The 18,844-nt window shown below is 63.5% G+C and carries 20 protein-coding genes, 1 tRNA gene and 1 other RNA gene; 6 read left to right on the forward strand and 16 right to left on the reverse strand.

The window, feature by feature from the left end; all coding sequences use genetic code 11:
• Window positions 1-235: 235 nt before the first annotated feature.
• Window positions 236-448, reverse strand: coding sequence for a hypothetical protein (locus AC1POX_RS16630; protein ID WP_143030868.1), 213 nt, complete (start codon window positions 446-448; stop codon window positions 236-238).
• Window positions 445-3,057 carry an RHS repeat-associated core domain-containing protein gene (locus AC1POX_RS16635; RefSeq protein ID WP_372357188.1) on the reverse strand — a complete coding sequence of 871 codons (2,613 nt, stop codon included), beginning with the start codon at window positions 3,055-3,057 and terminating at the stop codon, window positions 445-447. Before AC1POX_RS16635 ends, AC1POX_RS16630 begins: the two co-directional genes overlap by 4 nt.
• Window positions 3,058-3,615: 558 nt before the next feature.
• On the opposite strand from AC1POX_RS16635, the gene AC1POX_RS16640 reads away from it, so the two are divergent.
• Window positions 3,616-4,718, forward strand: a protein-coding gene (locus tag AC1POX_RS16640) for an IS3 family transposase (protein WP_481108586.1) whose coding sequence is annotated in 2 segments (ribosomal slippage) — window positions 3,616-3,874 and window positions 3,874-4,718 — 1,104 coding nt in all. Because the reading frame shifts where the segments join, the coding sequence is not laid out codon by codon here.
• Here the strand turns inward: AC1POX_RS16640 and AC1POX_RS16645 are convergent.
• The gene (locus AC1POX_RS16645) at window positions 4,715-5,224 is read right to left on the reverse strand and encodes a hypothetical protein (protein WP_372356407.1); all 510 of its coding nucleotides are present in this window, start codon (window positions 5,222-5,224) and stop codon (window positions 4,715-4,717) included. The genes AC1POX_RS16640 and AC1POX_RS16645 overlap by 4 nt on opposite strands.
• Window positions 5,225-5,443: 219 nt before the next feature.
• Window positions 5,444-6,558 (reverse strand): IS3 family transposase gene (locus AC1POX_RS16650; protein ID WP_481108587.1). Its coding sequence is split into 2 segments (ribosomal slippage): window positions 5,444-6,301 and window positions 6,304-6,558, totalling 1,113 coding nucleotides; the frame shifts between segments, so codons are not numbered across the junction.
• 339 nt (window positions 6,559-6,897) lie between these two features.
• On the opposite strand from AC1POX_RS16650, the gene ffs reads away from it, so the two are divergent.
• Window positions 6,898-6,994, forward strand: an RNA gene (gene ffs, locus AC1POX_RS16655) — signal recognition particle sRNA small type.
• A gap of 386 nt (window positions 6,995-7,380) precedes the next feature.
• Here the strand turns inward: ffs and AC1POX_RS16660 are convergent.
• From AC1POX_RS16660 to AC1POX_RS16690, 7 genes are read right to left on the reverse strand one after another with little or no spacing between them, the layout of a single operon-like run.
• Window positions 7,381-7,827 (reverse strand): molybdenum cofactor biosynthesis protein MoaE, encoded by a 447-nt coding sequence (locus tag AC1POX_RS16660; protein WP_008571286.1) that lies wholly within the window; start codon window positions 7,825-7,827, stop codon window positions 7,381-7,383.
• On the reverse strand, window positions 7,824-8,069 hold the full coding sequence (gene moaD / locus AC1POX_RS16665; RefSeq protein ID WP_008571288.1) for a molybdopterin converting factor subunit 1: 246 nt from the start codon (window positions 8,067-8,069) through the stop codon (window positions 7,824-7,826). The genes AC1POX_RS16660 and moaD overlap by 4 nt, the downstream gene beginning before the upstream one ends.
• Window positions 8,066-8,563, reverse strand: coding sequence for a cyclic pyranopterin monophosphate synthase MoaC (gene moaC / locus AC1POX_RS16670; RefSeq protein WP_008571290.1), 498 nt, complete (start codon window positions 8,561-8,563; stop codon window positions 8,066-8,068). The genes moaD and moaC overlap by 4 nt, the downstream gene beginning before the upstream one ends.
• Window positions 8,564-8,587: 24 nt before the next feature.
• Window positions 8,588-8,968 carry a nuclear transport factor 2 family protein gene (locus AC1POX_RS16675; RefSeq protein ID WP_372356408.1) on the reverse strand — a complete coding sequence of 127 codons (381 nt, stop codon included), beginning with the start codon at window positions 8,966-8,968 and terminating at the stop codon, window positions 8,588-8,590.
• Window positions 8,965-9,996, reverse strand: a complete 1,032-nt coding sequence (moaA, locus tag AC1POX_RS16680; RefSeq protein ID WP_218555370.1) for a GTP 3',8-cyclase MoaA — start codon at window positions 9,994-9,996, stop codon at window positions 8,965-8,967. The genes AC1POX_RS16675 and moaA overlap by 4 nt, the downstream gene beginning before the upstream one ends.
• On the reverse strand, window positions 9,996-10,745 hold the full coding sequence (locus AC1POX_RS16685; protein WP_031421420.1) for an MBL fold metallo-hydrolase: 750 nt from the start codon (window positions 10,743-10,745) through the stop codon (window positions 9,996-9,998). Before AC1POX_RS16685 ends, moaA begins: the two co-directional genes overlap by 1 nt.
• Window positions 10,745-11,494: a 3-deoxy-D-manno-octulosonic acid kinase gene (locus tag AC1POX_RS16690; RefSeq protein ID WP_008571294.1), complete on the reverse strand. Its 750-nt coding sequence runs from the start codon at window positions 11,492-11,494 to the stop codon at window positions 10,745-10,747. The genes AC1POX_RS16685 and AC1POX_RS16690 overlap by 1 nt, the downstream gene beginning before the upstream one ends.
• A 20-nt stretch (window positions 11,495-11,514) precedes the next feature.
• Between AC1POX_RS16690 and AC1POX_RS16695 the strand changes: the two genes are divergently transcribed.
• On the forward strand, window positions 11,515-12,564 hold the full coding sequence (locus tag AC1POX_RS16695) for a glycosyltransferase family 9 protein (protein ID WP_372356409.1): 1,050 nt from the start codon (window positions 11,515-11,517) through the stop codon (window positions 12,562-12,564).
• A gap of 371 nt (window positions 12,565-12,935) precedes the next feature.
• Here AC1POX_RS16695 and AC1POX_RS16700 read toward each other — a convergent pair whose 3' ends face one another.
• Window positions 12,936-13,340, reverse strand: a complete 405-nt coding sequence (locus AC1POX_RS16700) for a DUF6165 family protein (RefSeq protein WP_008571564.1) — start codon at window positions 13,338-13,340, stop codon at window positions 12,936-12,938.
• 99 nt (window positions 13,341-13,439) lie between these two features.
• Window positions 13,440-13,530: transfer RNA gene (locus tag AC1POX_RS16705), tRNA-Ser, on the reverse strand.
• Between the two features lie 196 nt (window positions 13,531-13,726).
• Between AC1POX_RS16705 and AC1POX_RS16710 the strand changes: the two genes are divergently transcribed.
• A complete protein-coding gene (locus AC1POX_RS16710; protein WP_003483822.1) occupies window positions 13,727-14,431 on the forward strand; it encodes a PP2C family protein-serine/threonine phosphatase in 705 nt (234 codons plus the stop codon).
• A gap of 41 nt (window positions 14,432-14,472) precedes the next feature.
• Here AC1POX_RS16710 and dnaQ read toward each other — a convergent pair whose 3' ends face one another.
• From dnaQ to AC1POX_RS16725, 3 genes are read right to left on the reverse strand one after another with little or no spacing between them, the layout of a single operon-like run.
• Window positions 14,473-15,207: a DNA polymerase III subunit epsilon gene (gene dnaQ, locus AC1POX_RS16715; protein ID WP_014089516.1), complete on the reverse strand. Its 735-nt coding sequence runs from the start codon at window positions 15,205-15,207 to the stop codon at window positions 14,473-14,475.
• 8 nt (window positions 15,208-15,215) lie between these two features.
• Entirely contained in the window at window positions 15,216-15,668 is a 453-nt protein-coding gene (gene rnhA / locus AC1POX_RS16720; protein ID WP_008571574.1) for a ribonuclease HI, read from the reverse strand.
• Window positions 15,669-15,695: 27 nt separating this feature from the next.
• Complete coding sequence (locus tag AC1POX_RS16725; protein WP_003483816.1) at window positions 15,696-16,352, reverse strand: class I SAM-dependent methyltransferase; 657 nt, start codon at window positions 16,350-16,352, stop codon at window positions 15,696-15,698.
• A 12-nt stretch (window positions 16,353-16,364) separates the two neighbouring features.
• Here AC1POX_RS16725 and gloB point away from each other — a divergent pair, with 12 nt between their 5' ends.
• Together gloB and AC1POX_RS16735 are read left to right on the forward strand one after the other, a co-directional pair.
• A complete protein-coding gene (gene gloB / locus AC1POX_RS16730) occupies window positions 16,365-17,132 on the forward strand; it encodes a hydroxyacylglutathione hydrolase (RefSeq protein WP_372173352.1) in 768 nt (255 codons plus the stop codon).
• Window positions 17,129-18,307 carry a lytic transglycosylase domain-containing protein gene (locus AC1POX_RS16735; protein ID WP_029818804.1) on the forward strand — a complete coding sequence of 393 codons (1,179 nt, stop codon included), beginning with the start codon at window positions 17,129-17,131 and terminating at the stop codon, window positions 18,305-18,307. The genes gloB and AC1POX_RS16735 overlap by 4 nt, the downstream gene beginning before the upstream one ends.
• Window positions 18,308-18,844: the final 537 nt, after the last annotated feature.

An 18,844-nucleotide genomic window follows, 5' to 3' on the forward strand; every position in this document is an offset into this window, starting at 1 on the left:
ATCCTAGGTAAACGTCTCCCTTCGCTATCGACTGAAAATTGCGACAGAGACATCACTCGTCTTTTCGCACTCGAAATCACCATGACCAAAAATCCACGAATAATGCCAACGACAAGCACATCAGCAAGATTAAATTTTCACTCGCCGATCACCGCCCTCTTCACAGCTCGGCGCACTTAGCTAAATCGTCACAAGGAGCGCATGACAGTTGGTTAAATACTTCATCGACACTAATTCACTTCCTTAAGTAATTATTTAACCCATGCTGGGCAGTGAAGATTACTGCCACCGCCATTACTATAGAAAGGAATCCAAAAAATATAAAAGGAACATCAATTATTTTTTGATATTTCAAAAAAAACAGGAGTAGCGCTGTTATCAGGCAAACACAAAATGTGCCGGCGCCGGCCAGCAGAGCCTTATCGCCTCTTACGGATTTGTATTTCATTTAGTGCACCACATTTTAGTTGCGCATTGTTGTAGTCCGCCTGAAGCTTGGGCTCCCACGCCACCGTTTAAACCCACGCTCGCCCCACCACTTTTCCCAATTTCCACGGACCCCTTCAAACCGCCCCCTTCAAAAGCACCAAGCTGGAGTTGCATTGATTGGCTTTTACCAGAAGACAATTCGCCAGTTCCGCAGGAACCGCTAACTGAGCCCGCCAGCCCCCCAATGAACCCGCCGGCTACCGGGGATGCCCCGCAACCCTTCACGTAAACGCACACTGTTAGAGCCGTATCGAGAGCAACACCTGCCTCGCCGCCCCCGCCCGCAGCAAAATTACCGTAAGAAGCTGCAACGCCAAACTGAGCATTGAGCTCCCCTTTATAACCAGATGTTTGGGCTCTCCGCCAGTCCTCTCGTTGCTTTCCAGGAGGGAAAGACCACCAACCAGGCGATTCAAGCCCAAAAAGGTCACTGGCATAGAAGGGGTTTAGGCCTACATAGGCGTATGTGCTAATTCCGCCTCTCAAGCCGAGAGGATCACTCTGCCCATATCGCCCGGTAGCAGAGTCGTAGTCCCTGAAGTAATTTTGATTCAACCCGCTAGCCGCATCAAACCGCTGCCCCGGAAAACGCATATCCAACACCAACGCCGCACCATCGCCATCCGGATCCTGATTCGGCGCAGTGTTGCCGAAGGCCTCACCCTTTAGGCTCCAGCTCCACACCGCCACGTTACGAGCCGGGTCAACCACCACACGCGGGCTGCCCAGGTGATCGGGTTCGATGTAGTGCAGCCTGTTGGCGTTGGCCAGCAGGCCTACCGGCATGTCGTCCAGCCAGATCGCCTGCTGCTTGGGCGCGCCATTGTTATCGTAGTCGCCCAGCCAATGGCCGGCTTCGTCATAAAGCGTGTAGGTGTTAGTTGTGCCCAAGAAGCGGCGCACCTGTTCGCCTTTACCGTTGTAGCGATAATTCATCACAAGCACGCCTGCACGCTTGACCATGCTCATGCGGCCGGATGCGTCGTAGGGGAACTCCCTCGCCTTGCCACCGATGCTCAGCGTATTGCCTGTCTTGTCGTAGGTGCGCGCCACGCCTGCTACCGCACTCAGGCGATGATTGGTCGTTGGATAGGTGTAAGCCTGTATAACGCTGCCGACCTTGGCGCTAAGGCGATTGCCGGTGGCGTCATAGCTATAGCCATCAATGACGGTTCCGGTGACCCCGTCGGCGAGGGCTGTGAGGCGGCCGAGCGTGTCGTAGCCCAGGCCGATCTCCGGCGTTAGATTGCCAGCTGGGGTCAGTGCGGTGAGATTGCCCACCGCATCGAACCCGAACCCGACATCCAGACCGCCAACCGCTTTGTCCTGAATGGCCTTGGGGCGGTAATCCTGGTCGTAAGCTCGGGTCAGCACGCGCCCGTTGCCGTAGGTCCAGCCGGCCACCGGGCCCATGGGCAGATACGTGGCACCCTTGACCAACACCTCGCGCGAGCCGCCAGGCGCGGTATAGCCAACCTCGGCGATCTGACCCAGCTCATTGCGGACATAGTCAACCATCGCCCCGTCCGGATAAACCATGCTCGTCAGGCGCCCGCCTGCCGTGTAGGCATAACGGACCGTCAATGCCTTGCCATTGGTCGTCTGGACCTTGCGCACCAGGTCGCCGAATCGGTTGTAGCAATACTGCGTCGTGCCGCTGCCGTCCTTCATGCTGGCCAAGCGCCCGGCTGCGAATTGCTCTCCCGCCACGCAGACGGCCGGGGCCACGTCGTAGACAAAACGGGTCTCGAGCGCTGCATCGGCATAGGTCACCGACACTGGGCGGTTCAATGCATCGTAGGTGTAGGTGGCTTGCCGGTTAGCTGCGTCCTTCCTGGACAGCACGTTGCCTGCGTCGTCGTAGGTGAAGCCGGTGCTGCCCGTGTCGGGACTCTGTAACGCCAACAGTTCGCCCAGACCATTGCGCTTGTAGGTCGTCTTCAGGCCTTTCGGGTCCGTTACCACTGACGGTTGTCCAAGCACGTCGTATTGGAAAGCGCTCGTCGCCTTGATGCCGGCGGTGTCTTCAATACTCTGCTTCAAGCGATGCAATGCATCATAGGCATAGGTGCTTGACCTACCCATGGCGTCTATCCGCTCCTTCAACGTGCCCACTGCATCGTAGGTAAAATCCGTTGGGTTGCCTTGCGCATCCGCCTGCGTCTTCAGGCGACCGAGTTCGTCGTAAATACGGGACACCGTGAACAGCAAGGTGTTTTTGGCATCCGTGATGTCTTCCTTGATCCGGTGTCCCGACGTGTCCAGCGTGTAGACGAAGGAGTTGCCGTAACGATCCGATACCCGGGTCAGCCGGAATGCGCTGTCGTAGGTGAAGTTAGACACGTCGCCGCCCGGCAGCGCAACCTGCTTGACCAAGCCGGTGGGCCAATAGCTGTAGCGCGTAATGCGGTCATCCGTCTCCGAGCCGCTGTCCTGTCCCCGGACCATGCTTGCCGTCAGCCGACCTCGCGCATCGTAGCTGTAGTCGGTCACAACCCCATTCGGATCCTTCTGCGACAACACACGGCCGGCGCTATCGTAACTGAGGAGTTGGGTGACCTGGCCCACTGCATTGGTGATCGTCTTCAGGTCTCCGCCCTGGGCCGCGGGATAGTAGTCGTAGGTGGTGGCGTCGCTGAGATCCGTGCGCGCTCCGTCCACACGCAGCAGCACTCCCACCAGGGGGCAGCTTCCTGCGGTTACGTCGGCCTGCTCGCAATAGGTGAGGGTCTGCTGACGCTGCTTCCCGGAAACGGCATCTTGCTCGACCTGGGTCAGTGCTTGGCCACGCTCATTGCGAGTCCATCGCTTGGACACAACCAGCCCCTGCGCCCCCTTCACATTGAGCTCGGTCAATTGGTGGGTCAGCGCATCTCTCACGCTCTCGGTGCGCACCGCCTCCGGCGTGCCGTCGCCGACCGTCACCGCCGATTGATACGCCGGCGCGTATTCGTAGGAAACCTTGCTGCCCGATGCGTCCGTCACGCTTTGCAGCCGACCATCGCTGAAGTAGGTGTTGGACGTGCTTGCTGGGCCTTCGGTTACGTTGTTGACCGGGCGACGCCCCCCCGATTTTGAGTAGCACCTCAGTTTGGAGTCCAATTCCCTAACTCGAGGAGATTGGACGTGAAGAAGCGTTTTTCTGAAGAACAGATCATCGGCTTCCTGCGCGAAGCTGATGCCGGTGTGGCGATCAAGGACCTGTGCCGGCGGCATGGCTTCAGCGAGGCTTCCTATTATCTGTGGCGCAGCAAGTTCGGCGGGATGAGCGTGCCCGATGCCAAGCGGCTCAAGGACCTTGAGTCCGAGAACGCGCGGCTGAAGAAGTTGCTGGCCGAGCAGCTGTTCGAGAACGACCTGATCAAGGATGCACTGCGAAAAAAGTGGTGAGCGCACCGGCGCGTCGCATGCTGGTGCGCGAGTGGATCGGGCGTGGTGCCAGCGAGCGTCGTGCGTTGGCAGTGATCGGCATGAGCGCCAGTGCGCTGCGATATTGCCCGCGCGAAGATCGCAACGTCGAACTGCGCGAACGCATCTGTGCGTTGGCGCATCGCCATCGCCGTTATGGTGTGGGGATGATCTATCTCAAATTACGACAGGAAGGACGCATCGTGAACTACAAGCGTATGGAGCGGTTGTACCGCGAGCAGCAGCTGCAGGTCCGGCGCCGCAAGCGCAAAAAGGTGCTGATAGGAGAGCGTCAGCCGCTGCTGCGGCCATCGCAGGCCAATCAGGTGTGGTCGATGGATTTCGTGTTCGACCGCAGCGCCGAAGGCCGAGTGATCAAGTGTCTGGTGATCGTGGACGATGCAACCCACGAAGCGATCGCCATCGAGGTGGAGCGCGCAATCTCGGGCCATGGCGTGACACGCGTGCTGGATCGGCTGGCGCACAGTCGCGGCTTGCCACAGGTGATCCGCACAGATAACGGCAAGGAGTTTTGCGGCAAAGCGATGGTGGCCTGGGCACATGCGCGTGGCGTGCAGTTACGGCTGATCCAGCCTGGCAAGCCAAACCAGAACGCCTACGTCGAATCGTTCAATGGCCGGCTGCGCGACGAATGCCTCAACGAGCACTGGTTCCCAACCCTGCTGCATGCGCGTACCGAGATCGAACGCTGGCGACGCGAATACAACGAGGAGCGACCCAAGAAGGCCATTGGCGGCATGACGCCATCTGCGTATGCCCAACAGCTGGCCAACACCGATATCATCAACTCCGGACTCTAAACCCGGCCGCTACTCAGAGCGGGGGGACGTCGCGGGCTGAAAATGGTAGACCCATACTCGAAGCGCTTGACCGCGCCAGAAGCTTGTGTGACTTCCGTAACGCCTTCGGCCACGTAGTTCAGGGTCACTCCATCGACCACCTCGGTATCGCCATGGAGAACGCTGCTGATCACGCGTCCATAAGTGTCGTAACCAAACGAAGCGTAACGCTGTCCGTTCTCCCCGGTGATACCAGTCAAATAGTTGACCAGCTGGGGCTCCGCAAGCCCCTTCTCATGATAGTGGTAAAGGCGCTTTTCGCCGTCGGGATACGTTGCGACAATCAGATTTCCATCCACATCGTAGTCGTAAAGGACGATGCCGCCACCAGGAATCTCCATGCCTGTGACACGCCCGTCGGTATAGGTGAACGTCACGGCGCGGCCATGGCCATCAACCAATCGCGCAATGCGCGTGCCCTCGTAAACCACGGTTACATCACGATCCGGAGAGGCTGGATTGCGCACCGCGAGCAGCTGGCCATCCTTACCGAAATCGCGGTATTCGCCAGTTTCTTCGATGACCCGGTAATAAGTAGTGCTGTTGCTGATGCGGCGATATAGCCGCCCCGAATTCTGAGCACGGCCGGTGCCAGCAGCAACCGTGGTGAAAACATCCCTGTTGCCCGCCTCGTCGAGATAGGCTGTGTTGGAACTATCGAATCGATCGCTGCGTTAGCTCCCCCGTCAAGCAGGCACTTCAAAAGTAGAGCTTTCGGCGTACTTGTTGCGGTACTCGACCGGGGTCATTCCGCCGAGCGAATCATGGGATCTTGCTTCGTTGTAGTCGATCATCCACCAGTGGGCGGCTTCGCGCACATCGTCGAGGCAGGCGAAGAGATTCAGGTCGAGCACTTCCTCGCGGAACGTGCGATTGAAGCGCTCGATGAAGGCATTCTGATTTGGCTTTCCCGGCTGGATGTACTGTAGTGCGACGCCATTGGTCTTGAGCCAGCTGGTGAACGCTTCGCCCAGGAACTCGGGGCCGTTGTCCGAGCGCACCACCTGCGGCAAGCCATGATCGCGTTTGATCTGCTCGAACACACGCACAAGCCGTTGCGAGTTGATCGAGGTGTCAACCTCGATGTGCAGCGCCTCGCGATTGAAGTCATCCACCACGTTGAAGGTGCGAAAGCGTCGTCCGCATGCCAGCGCATCGCTCATGAAGTCGACCGACCAGACCGTGTCTGGCAGCCTCGGCACGTAGAGCGGCACCCGCTCACGCTTGGGAAGGCGACGCTTTGCAGCGCGGCGTAGGTTGAGCTTCATGGCCTTGTAAACGCGATAGATGCGTTTGGGATTCCAACCTGGTTGCTGCTTGCGAAGGTAGTCGCTGCACTTCCAGAAGCCACGACTGGGGTGCGCTTCAACGTAACGCGCGATCTCGGCAATCAGCTCGGCATCGCGCACCGTCCAGTCCAGAGGCGGTGCATACCAAGCGACACGCGACAGCCCGACGCATGCACAGGACCGGCGCAACGGCCGCGCGTGGACCTCGATAAGGAACCGCACCGCCTCGCGTTTACGCGCCGGCCCTAGAGTTTTTTTGCGATCAGGTCCTTCATTGCCGCGTTGTCGAGCGCCAACTCGGCATACATCCGTTTGAGCTTGGCGTTCTCGGACTCGAGCTCCTTGACCCGCCGCAGCTCGGACGCCTCCAAGCCGCCGTACTTGCTCTTCCACTGGTAATAGGTCGCCGTGCTGATGCCGACTTGGCGACAGATGTCTTTGACTGGAACGCCTGCGTCGGCCTGCTTGAGCGTGGCGATGATCTGTGTCTCGGTGAACTTCGATGTGCGCATGGAACCTCCTGACTTGGGAACGATGCCAGAAAGATCTACTTATGCGGTGTCTGCGGATCGGGGGAGCTTACGGGAGTGGGTCAGTCATCAGCTCACTGGTACAGACTCTGAGCCAGACCTCATCACCATTCTAGGCTAGCGGCGAGCATGCCAGACCCGCTACAATGGCGAACCATAAAAAACAGGACGCCTTCCTGGTTTGCGTGGCTGCAGGAGAATCAGGACGTTCGGGCGGGATCAGCCCCCCTCCCCCTCTCTCCGCCAGTTTCATGATTTGCGCAATGACACCCATGTCGCAAATCGCAGGGCCATGCCAATGGCCCACGTCTTATGGTGGCCCCGTCGGTCCCTCGCGACGCTAGATCGAAAATCCCGCCAGGGCCGGAAGGCAGCAACGGTATCGATTGATGCGGGCGCCGAGGTCAACCGGCGGGGACACCACCCCAACTTTCGGCAATGCCAGGCGAACTAGCTGGAACCTCTGCCTTGGGCGCGATTGATCGAACAACTGCGATCATCACGTGCAGCGCTGCGCGCATGCGCAAAGCCGAGGCGAAAAGCCGACCAGTCATTCGTATCCGCCGTGGCGACGGCGCCCCCATCCCCGCAACGTGAGCGCTTCCCACGGCGCGATGCGGGCGCCGAGGTCAACCGGCGGGGACACCACCCCAACTTCGCAAGACTCCAGGCGAGCTACCCGGAGCATCGACTTGCGCACGATCGATCCAGCAAAAAGCGGCAGTCAGCTCGTGCTGCGCCGCGCGGCTATGCAAGGCCGGCGCCGGCTCGCGCGCAGGTGCGCGCCGGACCCGCATCCGCCTGCTACGGTTGCGATTGGGGATGCAACCAATCCGCGTCGCCTTCCAGGTAATGCTCGTGCTTCCAGATCGGCACGCGCGCCTTGACCTCATCGATGATGTAGCGGCACGCATCGAATGCGGCGCCACGGTGCGCCGCACTGACGCCGACCCACACCGCCATGTCGCCGATACGCAGCTCGCCCACGCGGTGCACGCAATGCGCGTGCACGATGGCGTATCGCTGCATTGCTTCGTCCAGCACACGCTGCCCTTCGGCCTGTGCGAGCGCGGCATAGGCTTCGTAGCGCAAGCCGGCCACGCCGCGGCCTTCGTTGTGATTGCGCACCCAGCCTTCGAAGCTGGCGAACGCGCCGGCATGCGGATGTTCCACCCCCGCACGCAGCCGATCGATCGGCAACGGCACCTCGGAAAGCGCAAAGATCGCTGCAACCTGTTCGCTCACGCTCAACCTCCCGACACTGGCGGAATGAACACCACTTCGCTGCCATCGCGCAGCGCATCCTCCCAGCGCGCGAATGCGCCATCCACGGCCACACGCAACTGCGCAGGCGTCCAGCGCAGGCCATGCCGCGCATCGAGTTCCGCGTACAGGCTGCGCAGATCCTGCGCGCCGCTCTGCACGCGCTCGTCGGCAATTCCTGCGGCCTCGCGCAGGCTGGCGAAATACAGCACCGTCACCGTGGCGGTCATTGTGCCGCTCCGATGTCGCGCTTGCCGCCGCGCTTGGATACCAATTTGGTAGGACCAATGCTCATGCTGTGCGACAACGCCTTGCACATGTCATACACCGTCAGCGCCGCCACGCTGGCACCGGTAAGCGCCTCCATTTCCACGCCGGTACGATGCACGCAGCGCACCGTGCAACGGATATCCAGCAGCTGCTCGCCCGCCCAGTCGATCTCGAAACGGCAGGCATCGATCGGCAATGGATGGCAGAACGGAATCAATTCGTGCGTGCGCTTGACCGCCATGGTGCCGGCAATCACCGCCGTCTCCACGATGCCGCCCTTGGCACTACGCAAGCCGTTGGCGCGCAACTGTGCGGCCACGGCCGCCGGAAAGCGCACGCGGCTTTCCGCAGTGGCGCTACGGGCGGTAACCGCCTTGTCCGAGACATCCACCATGGTGGGGAGCCCGGCATCGTCCAGATGGGTCAGGCGGGCGGAGCGGGAATTTGCAGGCATGGGAAGCGACGCGAAGACAGGCACTCAGGATGCGGGATTCTCGGTGAACAAGGTGCCTTGATGGAACAGCAGCTGCCATCCGGCAGCATTGCTGCGCCACAACGAGCTGCGCAAGGCCTGCCGTTCAACACCCTGACGGCGTTCCACCGACCGATAGCGCACCTGCGCAAGATCCGGTGCCAGCCGCGCGCATTCGAAGTCTTCTGCGCAGTACTCGGCAGCGACACCGGAGGCGCGCAGGGCCGCGATCACCTCGCTCCGCGTGTACCGGCGGCCCGACGTACCGAACTCGACAAAGGCCGGATCGAGCAGCGCTTCCAACACCTGCACATCGGCACGCTGCTGCGGATCGAGCAGACGCAGCTCCAGCGTGCGCAGTTGCACCAGCAGCGCGTCCTCGCTCATCCGCCGATCAAGAACATCTCGACCGGCTTGCCGCGCCGCGGCACCGAGGCGCGCACTTCGCTGTAGCGGTCGCCACGCACGCTCCAGCGCTGGCGCAGATGCATCGCCAGCGCAGGCTCGCCGTTGGCCAGGGCCGGCTTGAGGTCGTGGCCCTGACTGGCGAACAGGCAGGTATACAGATGCCCGTCGGCCGAGACGCGCGCACGCTGGCAATCGCCGCAGAACGGCACGCTGACCGAACTGACGAAGCCCACTTCGCCAGCGCCATCCGCAAACGCGTGGCGCTGCGCCACTTCACCGGTGTAATTGGCGTCCAGCGCCACCAACGGCCAGCGCGCGTGGATGCGTTCGTGCAATTGCGCCGAGGTCACCACCGCATCCGGCGTCCAGCCATTGCAACTGCCCACATCCATGAATTCGATGAAGCGCAGCACGTGCCCGGTGCCGCGGAAGTGCTCCACCAACGGCAGCACCTGATCTTCGTTGACGCCACGCTGCACCACGCAGTTGATCTTCAGCCGCTGGAAACCGGCCTGCTCGGCGGCGGCAATGCCAGCCAGCACCTGCGCAATTTCGCCGCGATCGCCGCTCATGCGCCTGAACAACGCCGGTTCCAGCGCATCCATGCTGACGGTGATGCGGCGCAGCCCAGCCTGTCGCAGCGCGACGGCCTGGCGTCCAAGCAAGGTGCCGTTGGTGGTCAGCGCCAGATCTTCGATGCCCTCGATCGCGGTCAGCCGTGCGATCAGGCTCGGTAAGTCGCGCCGTAGCAGCGGCTCGCCGCCGGTCAGGCGCACCTTGGTCACCCCGACCGAAACGAAGGCACGCACCAGGGTTTCCAGCTGATCGAAACTCAACCGCTGCTGCGAGTCGAACCCGTAATCGTCTGGCACGCGATCGGCCGGCATGCAATACCCGCAGCGGAAATTGCAGGCCTCGATCACCGACAGGCGCAGATCGCGCAGCGGACGGCCGTAGCGGTCCTGCATCGGCGCCGTGGCAAGATCCGGCAGCAGCAAGGCGCCCATCAGGGCACCGTCGCTGCGGTCGGGTTCGCCAGCGCAAGGTATTGGCCGGGCACGGCGACGCGGTGGCCACGTGCACGCAGCACATCGCCGTCGGCGTCGCTGGCGTAGTGGTACAGCAGCATGCGGTTCAACAGGTCCTGCGGGTATTCCCGCTCCAAATCGTCCACGCCAGTATGCGACGGGTTGCCGTGAACGCCGCAGTCATGCGCGATGAGCTCGCTGTCGTCCGCATAACGCTTCAGCATCTCGGGGATCGGCCGGGTATCGCCAGTCCAGACCAGCGCCCCCTGCAAACGCAACCCGTAAGCCGTCTCGGGCCAGTGGTGGCGGACCGGGAACACTTCCAGCCGCACGCCGTCGTGCCAGAACGCATCGCCGACCGGCACCAGCTGGAATGCGTCCCAGAAGTTCGCCCCGCCCTCGGCCAGCACATTCGGGTAATCGGCGATGCGCCGCTGCAGCAGCGGCACGACCGGCGCCGGCACGTACAGGCGCGTGCGCCCGCGGCGCTCGGAAAAATAACTGTCGACGAACACCCGTTCCAGGCCACCGACATGGTCCAGATGCACGTGGGTGATGAAGATTGCCTGTGGCAGCTGGCCATAGTGAGCCTGATAGGCGGTCAGCCCCTCGCTGCCGCAATCGATGGTCAGCCAGGGCGCACCGGCGCGCTCGAGCGTGGCCATCGGCGAGCCAAGGGCCACCGCCGACGCATTGCCGACTCCCTGCACCCGCAAGCCCCAGTCCATCAGTAGCCCCGGCCCCAGGCCAGTTCGTAGGCCCGATGCAGGCGCGCATAGTCCTTGTCGACGTCCTCGCGGCTGCGGTTGCCGCGCAGCTTCAACAGCGAGCGATGCAGCCGCCTGAGGTTGCGCTCGCGCCAGCGCGTGGCCGGAATGCGCAGCACGCCGCGGTCGAAATCGATCAGCCAGCCATGCCCGCCGGCATCGAACAGGATGTTGTGCGCGTTGAGATCGGCGTGATCCAGGCCAGCGCGATGGAAGCGTGCAATCAGCTGGCCGGTCGCCTCCCACGGCGCACCGCGACCGGCCACCTGGGCGTGGTCGGCCAATGAGCGCACGTTTTCCAGCCGCTCCATCAACAGCGCAGCGCGATAGCCCACGCCTTCGCGCAGATAGCAGGCGGCCAACGGGCGCGGCACCGGCAACTTGCGTTTGATCAGTTCGCGCATCAGCCGGAACTCGGCAAAACTGCGCGTGCGCCCTGCCCCTTTCCACAGGTAGCGATCGCGGCTCACGCGTGCGGCCATGCCGCCGCGCAGGTACTGCCGCAACACGCTATGCCCGAATGGCGCATCCACGAACCACGCGCCGCCACGCCCGCCCGCGTCCACCGGCCGCGCCCTGTCGCCCCATGATTGCGGCGAAAACAGGCTGGCATCGGCTTGCCGCAGCCGTTCGCGGTCGAACAGAATGGCGCCATACCCGCGACCTTCGCGGTACGGCGCCAGCGCTTCGGTGGCATCGAAAGAAACCATCTATCGAGTCTAACAACACCATGGCTGTAACGCCCGCATCGCTGTGTTTGCTGCGCTTGTCCGCCCTGGGCGATGTCACGCACGTGGTGCCGCTGGTACGGACGTTGCAGGCCGGGTTTCCTGAAACCCAACTGCATTGGGTCATCGACAAGGCCGGGCTGAAATTGCTCGAGGGTCTGCCCGGCGTGCAATTCCACGCCTACGACAAACGCAGCGGGGTGGCCGGCATGCGCGCACTACGCCGGTCGCTGGCACCGCTGGGCCGCTTCGATGCCTTGCTGCAGATGCAGGTGGCCTTTCGGGCCAATGTGCTGTCGGCCTTCGTGCCGGCGCGGCGACGCATCGGCTACGACCGCAGCCGCTCCAAGGACCTGCACGGCCTGTTCGTCAACGAGCGCATCGCCGATCGCCCCGGCATCCACGTGCTCGACGCCATCGGCAGCTTTGCCGAGCCGCTGGGCCTGCGCCAGACCCAGGTGCGCTGGGACCTGCCGGTGCCCGACCAGGCGCATGCCTGGGCACGCGCGCAATGGGACGACGATGGCCGCCCTGTACTGATGATCTCGCCCTGCTCCAGCCACCCGCGTCGCAACTGGTATCCCGATCGCCTCGCCGCGCTGGCCGATCATGCCGCCGCGCAGGGCTGGCGGATCGTGCTGTGCGGCGGCCGCAGCGACCTGGAACGCAGCACTGCCGATGCCATCGTTGCGGCCACACGCACGCCGGTGCTGGATCTGGTTGGCAAGGACACCCTCAAACAACTGCCCGCACTGCTTGCGCGCGCAGACCTGGTGGTCACGCCGGATTCCGGGCCGATGCATATCGCCAACGCCATGGGCACCAAGGTGCTCGGCCTGCATGCGGCCAGCAACCCGCGACGAAGCGGCCCGTATTCGGACGTGCGCTATTGCGTGGACCGCTACGACGCCGCCGCGCGCAAATTCCTGCACAAGCCAGCCGACCAGCTACGCTGGGGAACGAAGATCGAATTCGACGAGGTGATGGCGCTGATCACCGTGGACGATGCGATCGCCGCCTTCGAGCGTTATCGCGCCGACCACTCACGCTGATTCTCGGCACCGGCGATCGGCAATCGATCGCCGCCACAGCCACAGCGCCGCATAGTTGGTGCGGCAGACACCGCGCGCAGCACCACGACGCACTCGCTACAGGATCGAGCAAGACTGACCACGGCAGTTGCCGGGTGGCGTGGACGGCGGGCGCTCACCACCCGAGTCGACGCGTGACATGCAACGCCTACGCACCGACTACGCGCGCCTCGTTGCCGTTCAGTCATTTCATCAGCCGCTGTATGTGGCTCGGCAATCCAGCGTCGAGCAAGTTGCAGCGGCGCCTGCGCAAGTGGGCTGAGATCGAGCGAACGCGTCCTGCAACCAATCGCGCCGTTCAGACCACCCGCGCAATCACCACGTCAATGCGCTCAGCCGCCAGTGGCGCGATAGTCCTGATAGGACTTTTCTTCCACATACGAAGAACCCAGCGCCAGGTTGATCTCCTTCTTGATGCGCGCGCGCTCGTCGTTTTCGATATACACGCTGCGCGCCAGCTGCACGAAGGCGTCATCGAAGCTCTGCGCCTGCTCCTTGAGGCGGATGTCGTCCTCGATCACCCACAGTCGCTCATTGACGGCCTTGAGCTCGGCGCGCAGGCGCACGATGTCGTGGCCGGCGGCCGGATGCGCCATCCAGCTGGTTTCCAGCGCAGACAGCTCGTTGCGCACATTGGTCAACTTGGCTGCATCGCGCATGCGCTCGGACTTGATCTGCAGGATCGCGATCTTGTCGAGCAGTTCACCAAAAGACACGGGCACCAGGATCTCGGACATGACAGGCCTCCAACGGGGATCGGGCGGATTGTAGTCATCGCCGCGGCCGGCGACTGCCACACATAAACAAAAGCCCCCTTGCGGGGGCTGATGCGAATCTGGCGGAGAGGGGGGGATTCGAACCCCCGAGGCGCTATAAACGCCTGCCTGATTTCGAGTCAGGTACATTCAACCGCTCTGCCACCTCTCCAGATGGTCCCCAGTGTCCTGGGGCCGTGCATCATACGGGCACATGGCCCGCGCCACAAGCGGCCCGGGCCGGCGCAGGCAGGGCCAGCGCGCGTCCAGGCGTGAACCGGTGCTGCGGCACTCGTGCGAGGCGTGTTGCCGCTAACCGGCCGGGCCGCGATGATGGTGGCGCATCTTCTCCTTGGCGACCCGGCCCCATGCTCGAATTCGGACACCTCACCCATGTCGGCCTGCGCCGTGACCTCAACGAGGACACCTACTACGGCGACAGCGAGCTGGGATTGTGGCTGGTCGCCGATGGCATGGGGGGGCATGCCTGCGGGGAAGTGGCCAGCGCACTGGCCCGCGAAACCATCGTGCGCGAAGTCCGCGCCGGTACCCCGCTGGCGCAGGCGGTACGCATCGCCGACGAAGAGATCATCAAGACCTCGCGCCGCTGCAACGACACCTTGCCGATGGGCACCACCGTGGTCGCCGCGCGCGTACTCGGCCAGCGTTTCGAAGTGGCCTGGGTTGGCGACAGCCGCGCCTACCTGTGGCGCGATGGCCGGCTGGCGCAGCTGAGCCAGGACCACAGCTATGTGCAGGAGCTCATCGCCCAGGGCACGCTGACCAGCGAGCAGGCACGCGCGCACCCGCATCGCAACGTGGTGACCCAGGCACTCGGCGTGACCGACCCGGCGCATCTGAATGTCGCCATCATGCAAGGCGAACTCAAATCCGGCATGCAGCTGTTGCTGTGCAGCGACGGCCTGACCGAAGAAGTGGACGATGCCGCAATCGCGGCCACGTTGTCGCAGGCCGATTGCAGCGCGCAGGAATGCGTGGAATGCCTGGTCGCCGCCGCACTGGATGGCGGCGGTTCGGACAACATCACCGCGATCCTGGTGCGCAGTTACTGACGTAGCGCCGCGCGCGAGCAAAGTACCTCCGGCCAGACGCCTCACCCGGCGACCGCAATCTCCTCGACCGGCGGATCCCACAACGCACGCCCTGCCTTCTTGCGCAGCTGCGCCAAGCGTGCCTCGTGGGCCTGCAATTCGGAAGCGGTCACCGCAACGCGCGGACGCGGCAACAGCAGCGCCGGGTCGAACGCAATCACGCCGCTCGCCGCATCGGTCTGCTGACCGGCATCGGCACTGGCAAACCCGATTTCCTCCTGGCCCGAGGTCAGCGCGATATACACATCGGCCAGGATCTGGGCATCGAGCAACGCGCCGTGCAGCTGGCGATGCGAGTTGTCCACGCCCAGACGCTTGCACAGGGCATCCAGGGAATTGCGCTGCCCCGGATAGCGTTCGCGCGCCATCATCAAGGTATCGACCACCGTGGCGCGCTCGACGATGCGCCCGTAGTGATCGCCCAGCAGCGCCAGTTCGTTGTCCAGAAACCCCAGGTCGAATGCAGCGTTGTGGATGATCAGTTCCGCGCCGTCGATATAGGCGAGAAACTCATCCACCACCTCGCCGAACAGCGGTTTATCGGCCAGAAATTCCAGGGTCAGCCCGGTCACCTCCTGCGCGCCCGGCTCGAAGTCGCAGTCCGGCTTCAGGTAACGATGGAAATTGTTGCCGCTCGGGCGCCGCTCCAGCAGCTCCACCGCGCCGATTTCGACGACGCGGTTGCCCTTGCGCCATTCCAGGCCGGTGGTTTCGGTATCGAGAATGATCTGACGCATGTGTCCTCTTACGATGTCGCAAGACCATCGCGCTGGGCGATGGCCTGATTGCGGGCGAGCACGTCGACGCGCTCGTTGTCCGGGTCGCCATTGTGGCCTTTCACCCAACGCCAATCGATGCGATGGCGCTGCGTGGCCGCGTGCAACCGCTCCCACAACTCGCGATTTTTGACCGGATCGCCACCGGCGGTCTTCCAGTTGCGTCGCACCCACCCCGGCATCCATTCGGTGATGCCCTGGCGCACGTACTGCGAATCGGTATGCAACACGATCTGGCACGGCTCGGTCAGCGTTTCCAGCGCCATGATCGCCGCCATCAATTCCATGCGGTTGTTCGTCGATACCGCCTCGCCGCCGGCCAGCTCCTTTTCGCGGCCGTTGTAACGTAGCAAGGCCGCCCAGCCGCCCGGGCCGGGGTTGCCGAGGCAGGAGCCATCGGTATGCACTTCAATGGATTTCATCAGGTTCCAGAGTTGAACGTAAACAGGTCAGATCGTGGCCACCGGCTGTGGCCAGCGGGCAGGCAGGGCGATCGGCGTCGGCCCGATCGCCGCGGCAGCACGCTTTTCCACTTCCAGCAGATACACCGCGCGCCATGGTGCCCGGCCGGGGTCGGTGGACTCGCCGCTGGGGCGCCAGATCGGCCCCAGGTAGCGCTCGGCCTGCACGCTATGCAGACCGGCACGCTGGGCCAGGAGGCGCCAGCGATCCGGGCGCAACGCGACCGGCCCGCGCCGCGCCCAGCGGAAGCGGTAGGGACTCATCGGATTGAGCGTGAACAGCCACAGACGGCCGCCGGGCATCAGCAGACGCTCGCATTCGGCCAGAAAGTCCGCTGCCCCGCCAACCACTGCATGTTGCGCCACGATCGCCTGCAGGCTCTCGGTCGGCAGCGGAAACGGCAGCGCGCAGCGTGCGTCACCGGCAAAGCGCCCGGCACTGCGATGCAGGCGCAAACCGCGCCCTTGCAGCAACTCGCGCGCAGGCATGTCGGCGGTCGGCGTCAGCCACAACCACGGCTGCGACGGCCGTGTCTGTAGCGCTTCCAACGCCAGACGACGCTCCAGCTGAAGCAGGCCGCGCCCCGCGCCGGTTTCAAACCAGGATGAGACGCCAGCTTGACGTGAGAATGGCGGGGCAGGCATGGTCCCAATTCTATGCGACTGATCGCCCTGCCCGCATTCGACGACAACTACATCTGGGCGCTGATCGCTGCAGATGGCCGCGCCATCATTGTCGACCCCGGTCAGGCCGAGCCGGTCCTGGCTGCCGCGCAGCACCAGGGCCTGGTGCCGAGCGCCGTCCTGCTCACCCACCACCACGGCGATCACATCGGCGGCGTTGCCGAGCTCCAGCAGCGCTGGCCGAACCTGGCGTTGTTCGGCCCGGCCGACGAACGCATCCCGGCCCACGCGCGTCAGGTGGGCCAGGGCGAGCGCTTGCGCCTGCTCGATGTCGAGTTCCAGGTGCTCCAGGTGCCCGGCCACACCCGCAGCCACATCGCCTTCGTCGCTGACGGCTACCTGTTCAGCGGTGATACCCTGTTCAGCCTAGGCTGTGGGCGGATGTTCGAAGGTACCGCTCCCCAGATGTTCGACTCGTTGCAGCGCCTGGCCTCCCTGCCTGGCGAAACGCTTGTGTGTTGCGGCCACGAATACACCTTGGCCAACGCGGCCTTCGCGCTGCACGTCGATCCCACCAACGCTGCCTTGCAGCGCCGTCAACAGGAAGCCCAGGCCATGCGTCATGCAGCCCGTCCTACCCTGCCGATTTCGCTCAAGAGTGAACTGGCCACCAATCCGTTCTTACGCACCGGCCGCCCCGAGATCCGCGCTGCAGTAGCACCGCGCGTAGCCAGCGAGCTTTCCTCTGAAGTCGATGTTTTCGCCGAACTTCGGCGCTGGAAAGACGAATTTCGCGCATGAGGCGCCTGGTTTTGACAGTGCTGGCCGCCTGTTCGGCCATCGCACCGGCAGCCGCATCGTCCAACGACGCAAGCTCCGCCCCCGCCAGTAGCCAGGCCGCGCAAGTCAGCGCGCCAAGCCTCCGCAACGGGCGCGAGATTTTTTCGGCCTTTCTCGACGGTCGCGCCGACCCGGGCTGCGACAGCGCCCATAGCGATGCCCGCTGGGAACAGCATTTTTCGCGCGCCCCGGCACGTCTGGCAGACGATGCGCAGGATGTCCTGCCGTTATTCGGTTATGTCGTGGACGAGTTGCGCAAGGCCGACATGCCGACCGAATTTGCGCTGATTCCATTCGTTGAAAGCGGCTACCGCCCCGGGGCCCGCAACGGCAGCGGCCCTGCCGGCCTGTGGCAGTTCATCGCGACCACCGCGCGCAACCACCAGGTGCCGGTCGGTGCGCAATACGACGGACGCCTGTCGGCAGTGGACTCCACCACTGCGGCGGTGCGCTATCTCAAAACCCTTTACGGCATGTTCGGCGGAGACTGGCGCTTGGCCCTGATGGCCTACAACGCCGGCGAGTACCGCGTGCTGCAGGCAATGCGCAGCGCCGGGATGAACGCGCAAAACGCACGCCCCTCCGAATTGCCGGGCATGTCCAAGGTCACCTACGACTATGTGGAGAAACTGCACGCACTTGCCTGCGTGCTGGATCACGCGCAACAGCAGGGCAACCTGCTGACGTCGCTGGATCGCCAGGTGCCCGTCCTCACCGAACATGCGTTGCCGGCAGGCACCAGTCTCAACGCCTGGGCCGGACAGCGCGCGATCGAGCCGCAACTGCTCGCGCGCCTGAATCCCGCCCTCGCTGGCGCGCGCGCTGCGCCGCGCGGCGTGCACGTGCTTGCGCCGCTTGCGCCGCCGCAGCCCGGTGCAAATAGCGCCATGGTCGCCTCTGCCGAGGTGGGAACTGGCGCCGCCAGCAGCACTCCCGCACCGACCGCCGTTGCCTCTGCAGCCAGCAAAGCGTCGACCTCGCCAGCACGTACCCACACCGTGCGCAATGGCGAATCGGCCTGGGCGATCGCACGCCGCTATGGCATCACCGTGACGACGCTGCTCGCCACCAATGGCCTGGACAAAAGCGCCATTCTGAAGCCTGGCATGGTGCTGTCGTTCGACGACTCGCCCTAAAGTGACGCGCCAAGGTGCGACGCACCTTGGACGTTGTCGTGGGCACAGGCAGGCGGTAGGCGGTAGGCGGTAGGCGGTAGGCGGTAGGCGGTAGGCGGTAGGCGGTAGGCGGTAGGCGGTAGGCGGCATGATCGCGCCGATCCTGAACTTCGCTCACCAACCCAGCCTTCTCGTCAGGCCGCTTCGGTCGCGAAAGATGGATCTTGAGCGTTGCCGGGGTGCAAAGGCACAGTTAGCGCCTGCTGCGCGTCGCGCCGGGCAACCGACTTGGCGCTGTACGGGCCAGCCGAGCTCCGGCAAAACTCGAAGCTTGCAGGCCTCTCTGCAATGCGCGCCACGATGTGTGCGGTGCTCCCCGGCGAGTCAATCCCGCCTAGCCATTCAGCTGACCCGGCCACCAGAGATCATCAGCGGGACACCTGGCATGTCTGTCAGGAGCGCTCCCCGCGCGCGCCGTCGCCCAATCGAGCGTCAGCGACGACTGCCAGATCGTCAGGCGACTAGCCGACAACCGGCGATTGGCGCCCAGGAATCGCA

The sequence above is a fragment of the Xanthomonas sp. NCPPB 3442 genome (assembly GCF_056725145.1).

What these genes read in the sequence shown, in the direction of transcription:
- AC1POX_RS16675 (WP_372356408.1), bottom strand. Translation starts at nt 8,968, where the DNA reads ATGAGCGAGGACGCGCTGCTGGTGCAACTGCGCACGCTGGAGCTGCGT.
- rnhA (WP_008571574.1), bottom strand. Translation starts at nt 15,668, where the DNA reads ATGAAATCCATTGAAGTGCATACCGATGGCTCCTGCCTCGGCAACCCC.
- AC1POX_RS16710 (WP_003483822.1), top strand. Translation starts at nt 13,727, where the DNA reads ATGCTCGAATTCGGACACCTCACCCATGTCGGCCTGCGCCGTGACCTC.
- AC1POX_RS16685 (WP_031421420.1), bottom strand. Translation starts at nt 10,745, where the DNA reads ATGGACTGGGGCTTGCGGGTGCAGGGAGTCGGCAATGCGTCGGCGGTG.
- moaD (WP_008571288.1), bottom strand. Translation starts at nt 8,069, where the DNA reads ATGACCGCCACGGTGACGGTGCTGTATTTCGCCAGCCTGCGCGAGGCC.
- AC1POX_RS16735 (WP_029818804.1), top strand. Translation starts at nt 17,129, where the DNA reads ATGAGGCGCCTGGTTTTGACAGTGCTGGCCGCCTGTTCGGCCATCGCA.
- moaA (WP_218555370.1), bottom strand. Translation starts at nt 9,996, where the DNA reads ATGGGCGCCTTGCTGCTGCCGGATCTTGCCACGGCGCCGATGCAGGAC.
- AC1POX_RS16700 (WP_008571564.1), bottom strand. Translation starts at nt 13,340, where the DNA reads ATGTCCGAGATCCTGGTGCCCGTGTCTTTTGGTGAACTGCTCGACAAG.
- AC1POX_RS16690 (WP_008571294.1), bottom strand. Translation starts at nt 11,494, where the DNA reads ATGGTTTCTTTCGATGCCACCGAAGCGCTGGCGCCGTACCGCGAAGGT.
- moaC (WP_008571290.1), bottom strand. Translation starts at nt 8,563, where the DNA reads ATGCCTGCAAATTCCCGCTCCGCCCGCCTGACCCATCTGGACGATGCC.
- AC1POX_RS16695 (WP_372356409.1), top strand. Translation starts at nt 11,515, where the DNA reads ATGGCTGTAACGCCCGCATCGCTGTGTTTGCTGCGCTTGTCCGCCCTG.
- dnaQ (WP_014089516.1), bottom strand. Translation starts at nt 15,207, where the DNA reads ATGCGTCAGATCATTCTCGATACCGAAACCACCGGCCTGGAATGGCGC.
- AC1POX_RS16630 (WP_143030868.1), bottom strand. Translation starts at nt 448, where the DNA reads ATGAAATACAAATCCGTAAGAGGCGATAAGGCTCTGCTGGCCGGCGCC.
- AC1POX_RS16725 (WP_003483816.1), bottom strand. Translation starts at nt 16,352, where the DNA reads ATGCCTGCCCCGCCATTCTCACGTCAAGCTGGCGTCTCATCCTGGTTT.
- gloB (WP_372173352.1), top strand. Translation starts at nt 16,365, where the DNA reads ATGCGACTGATCGCCCTGCCCGCATTCGACGACAACTACATCTGGGCG.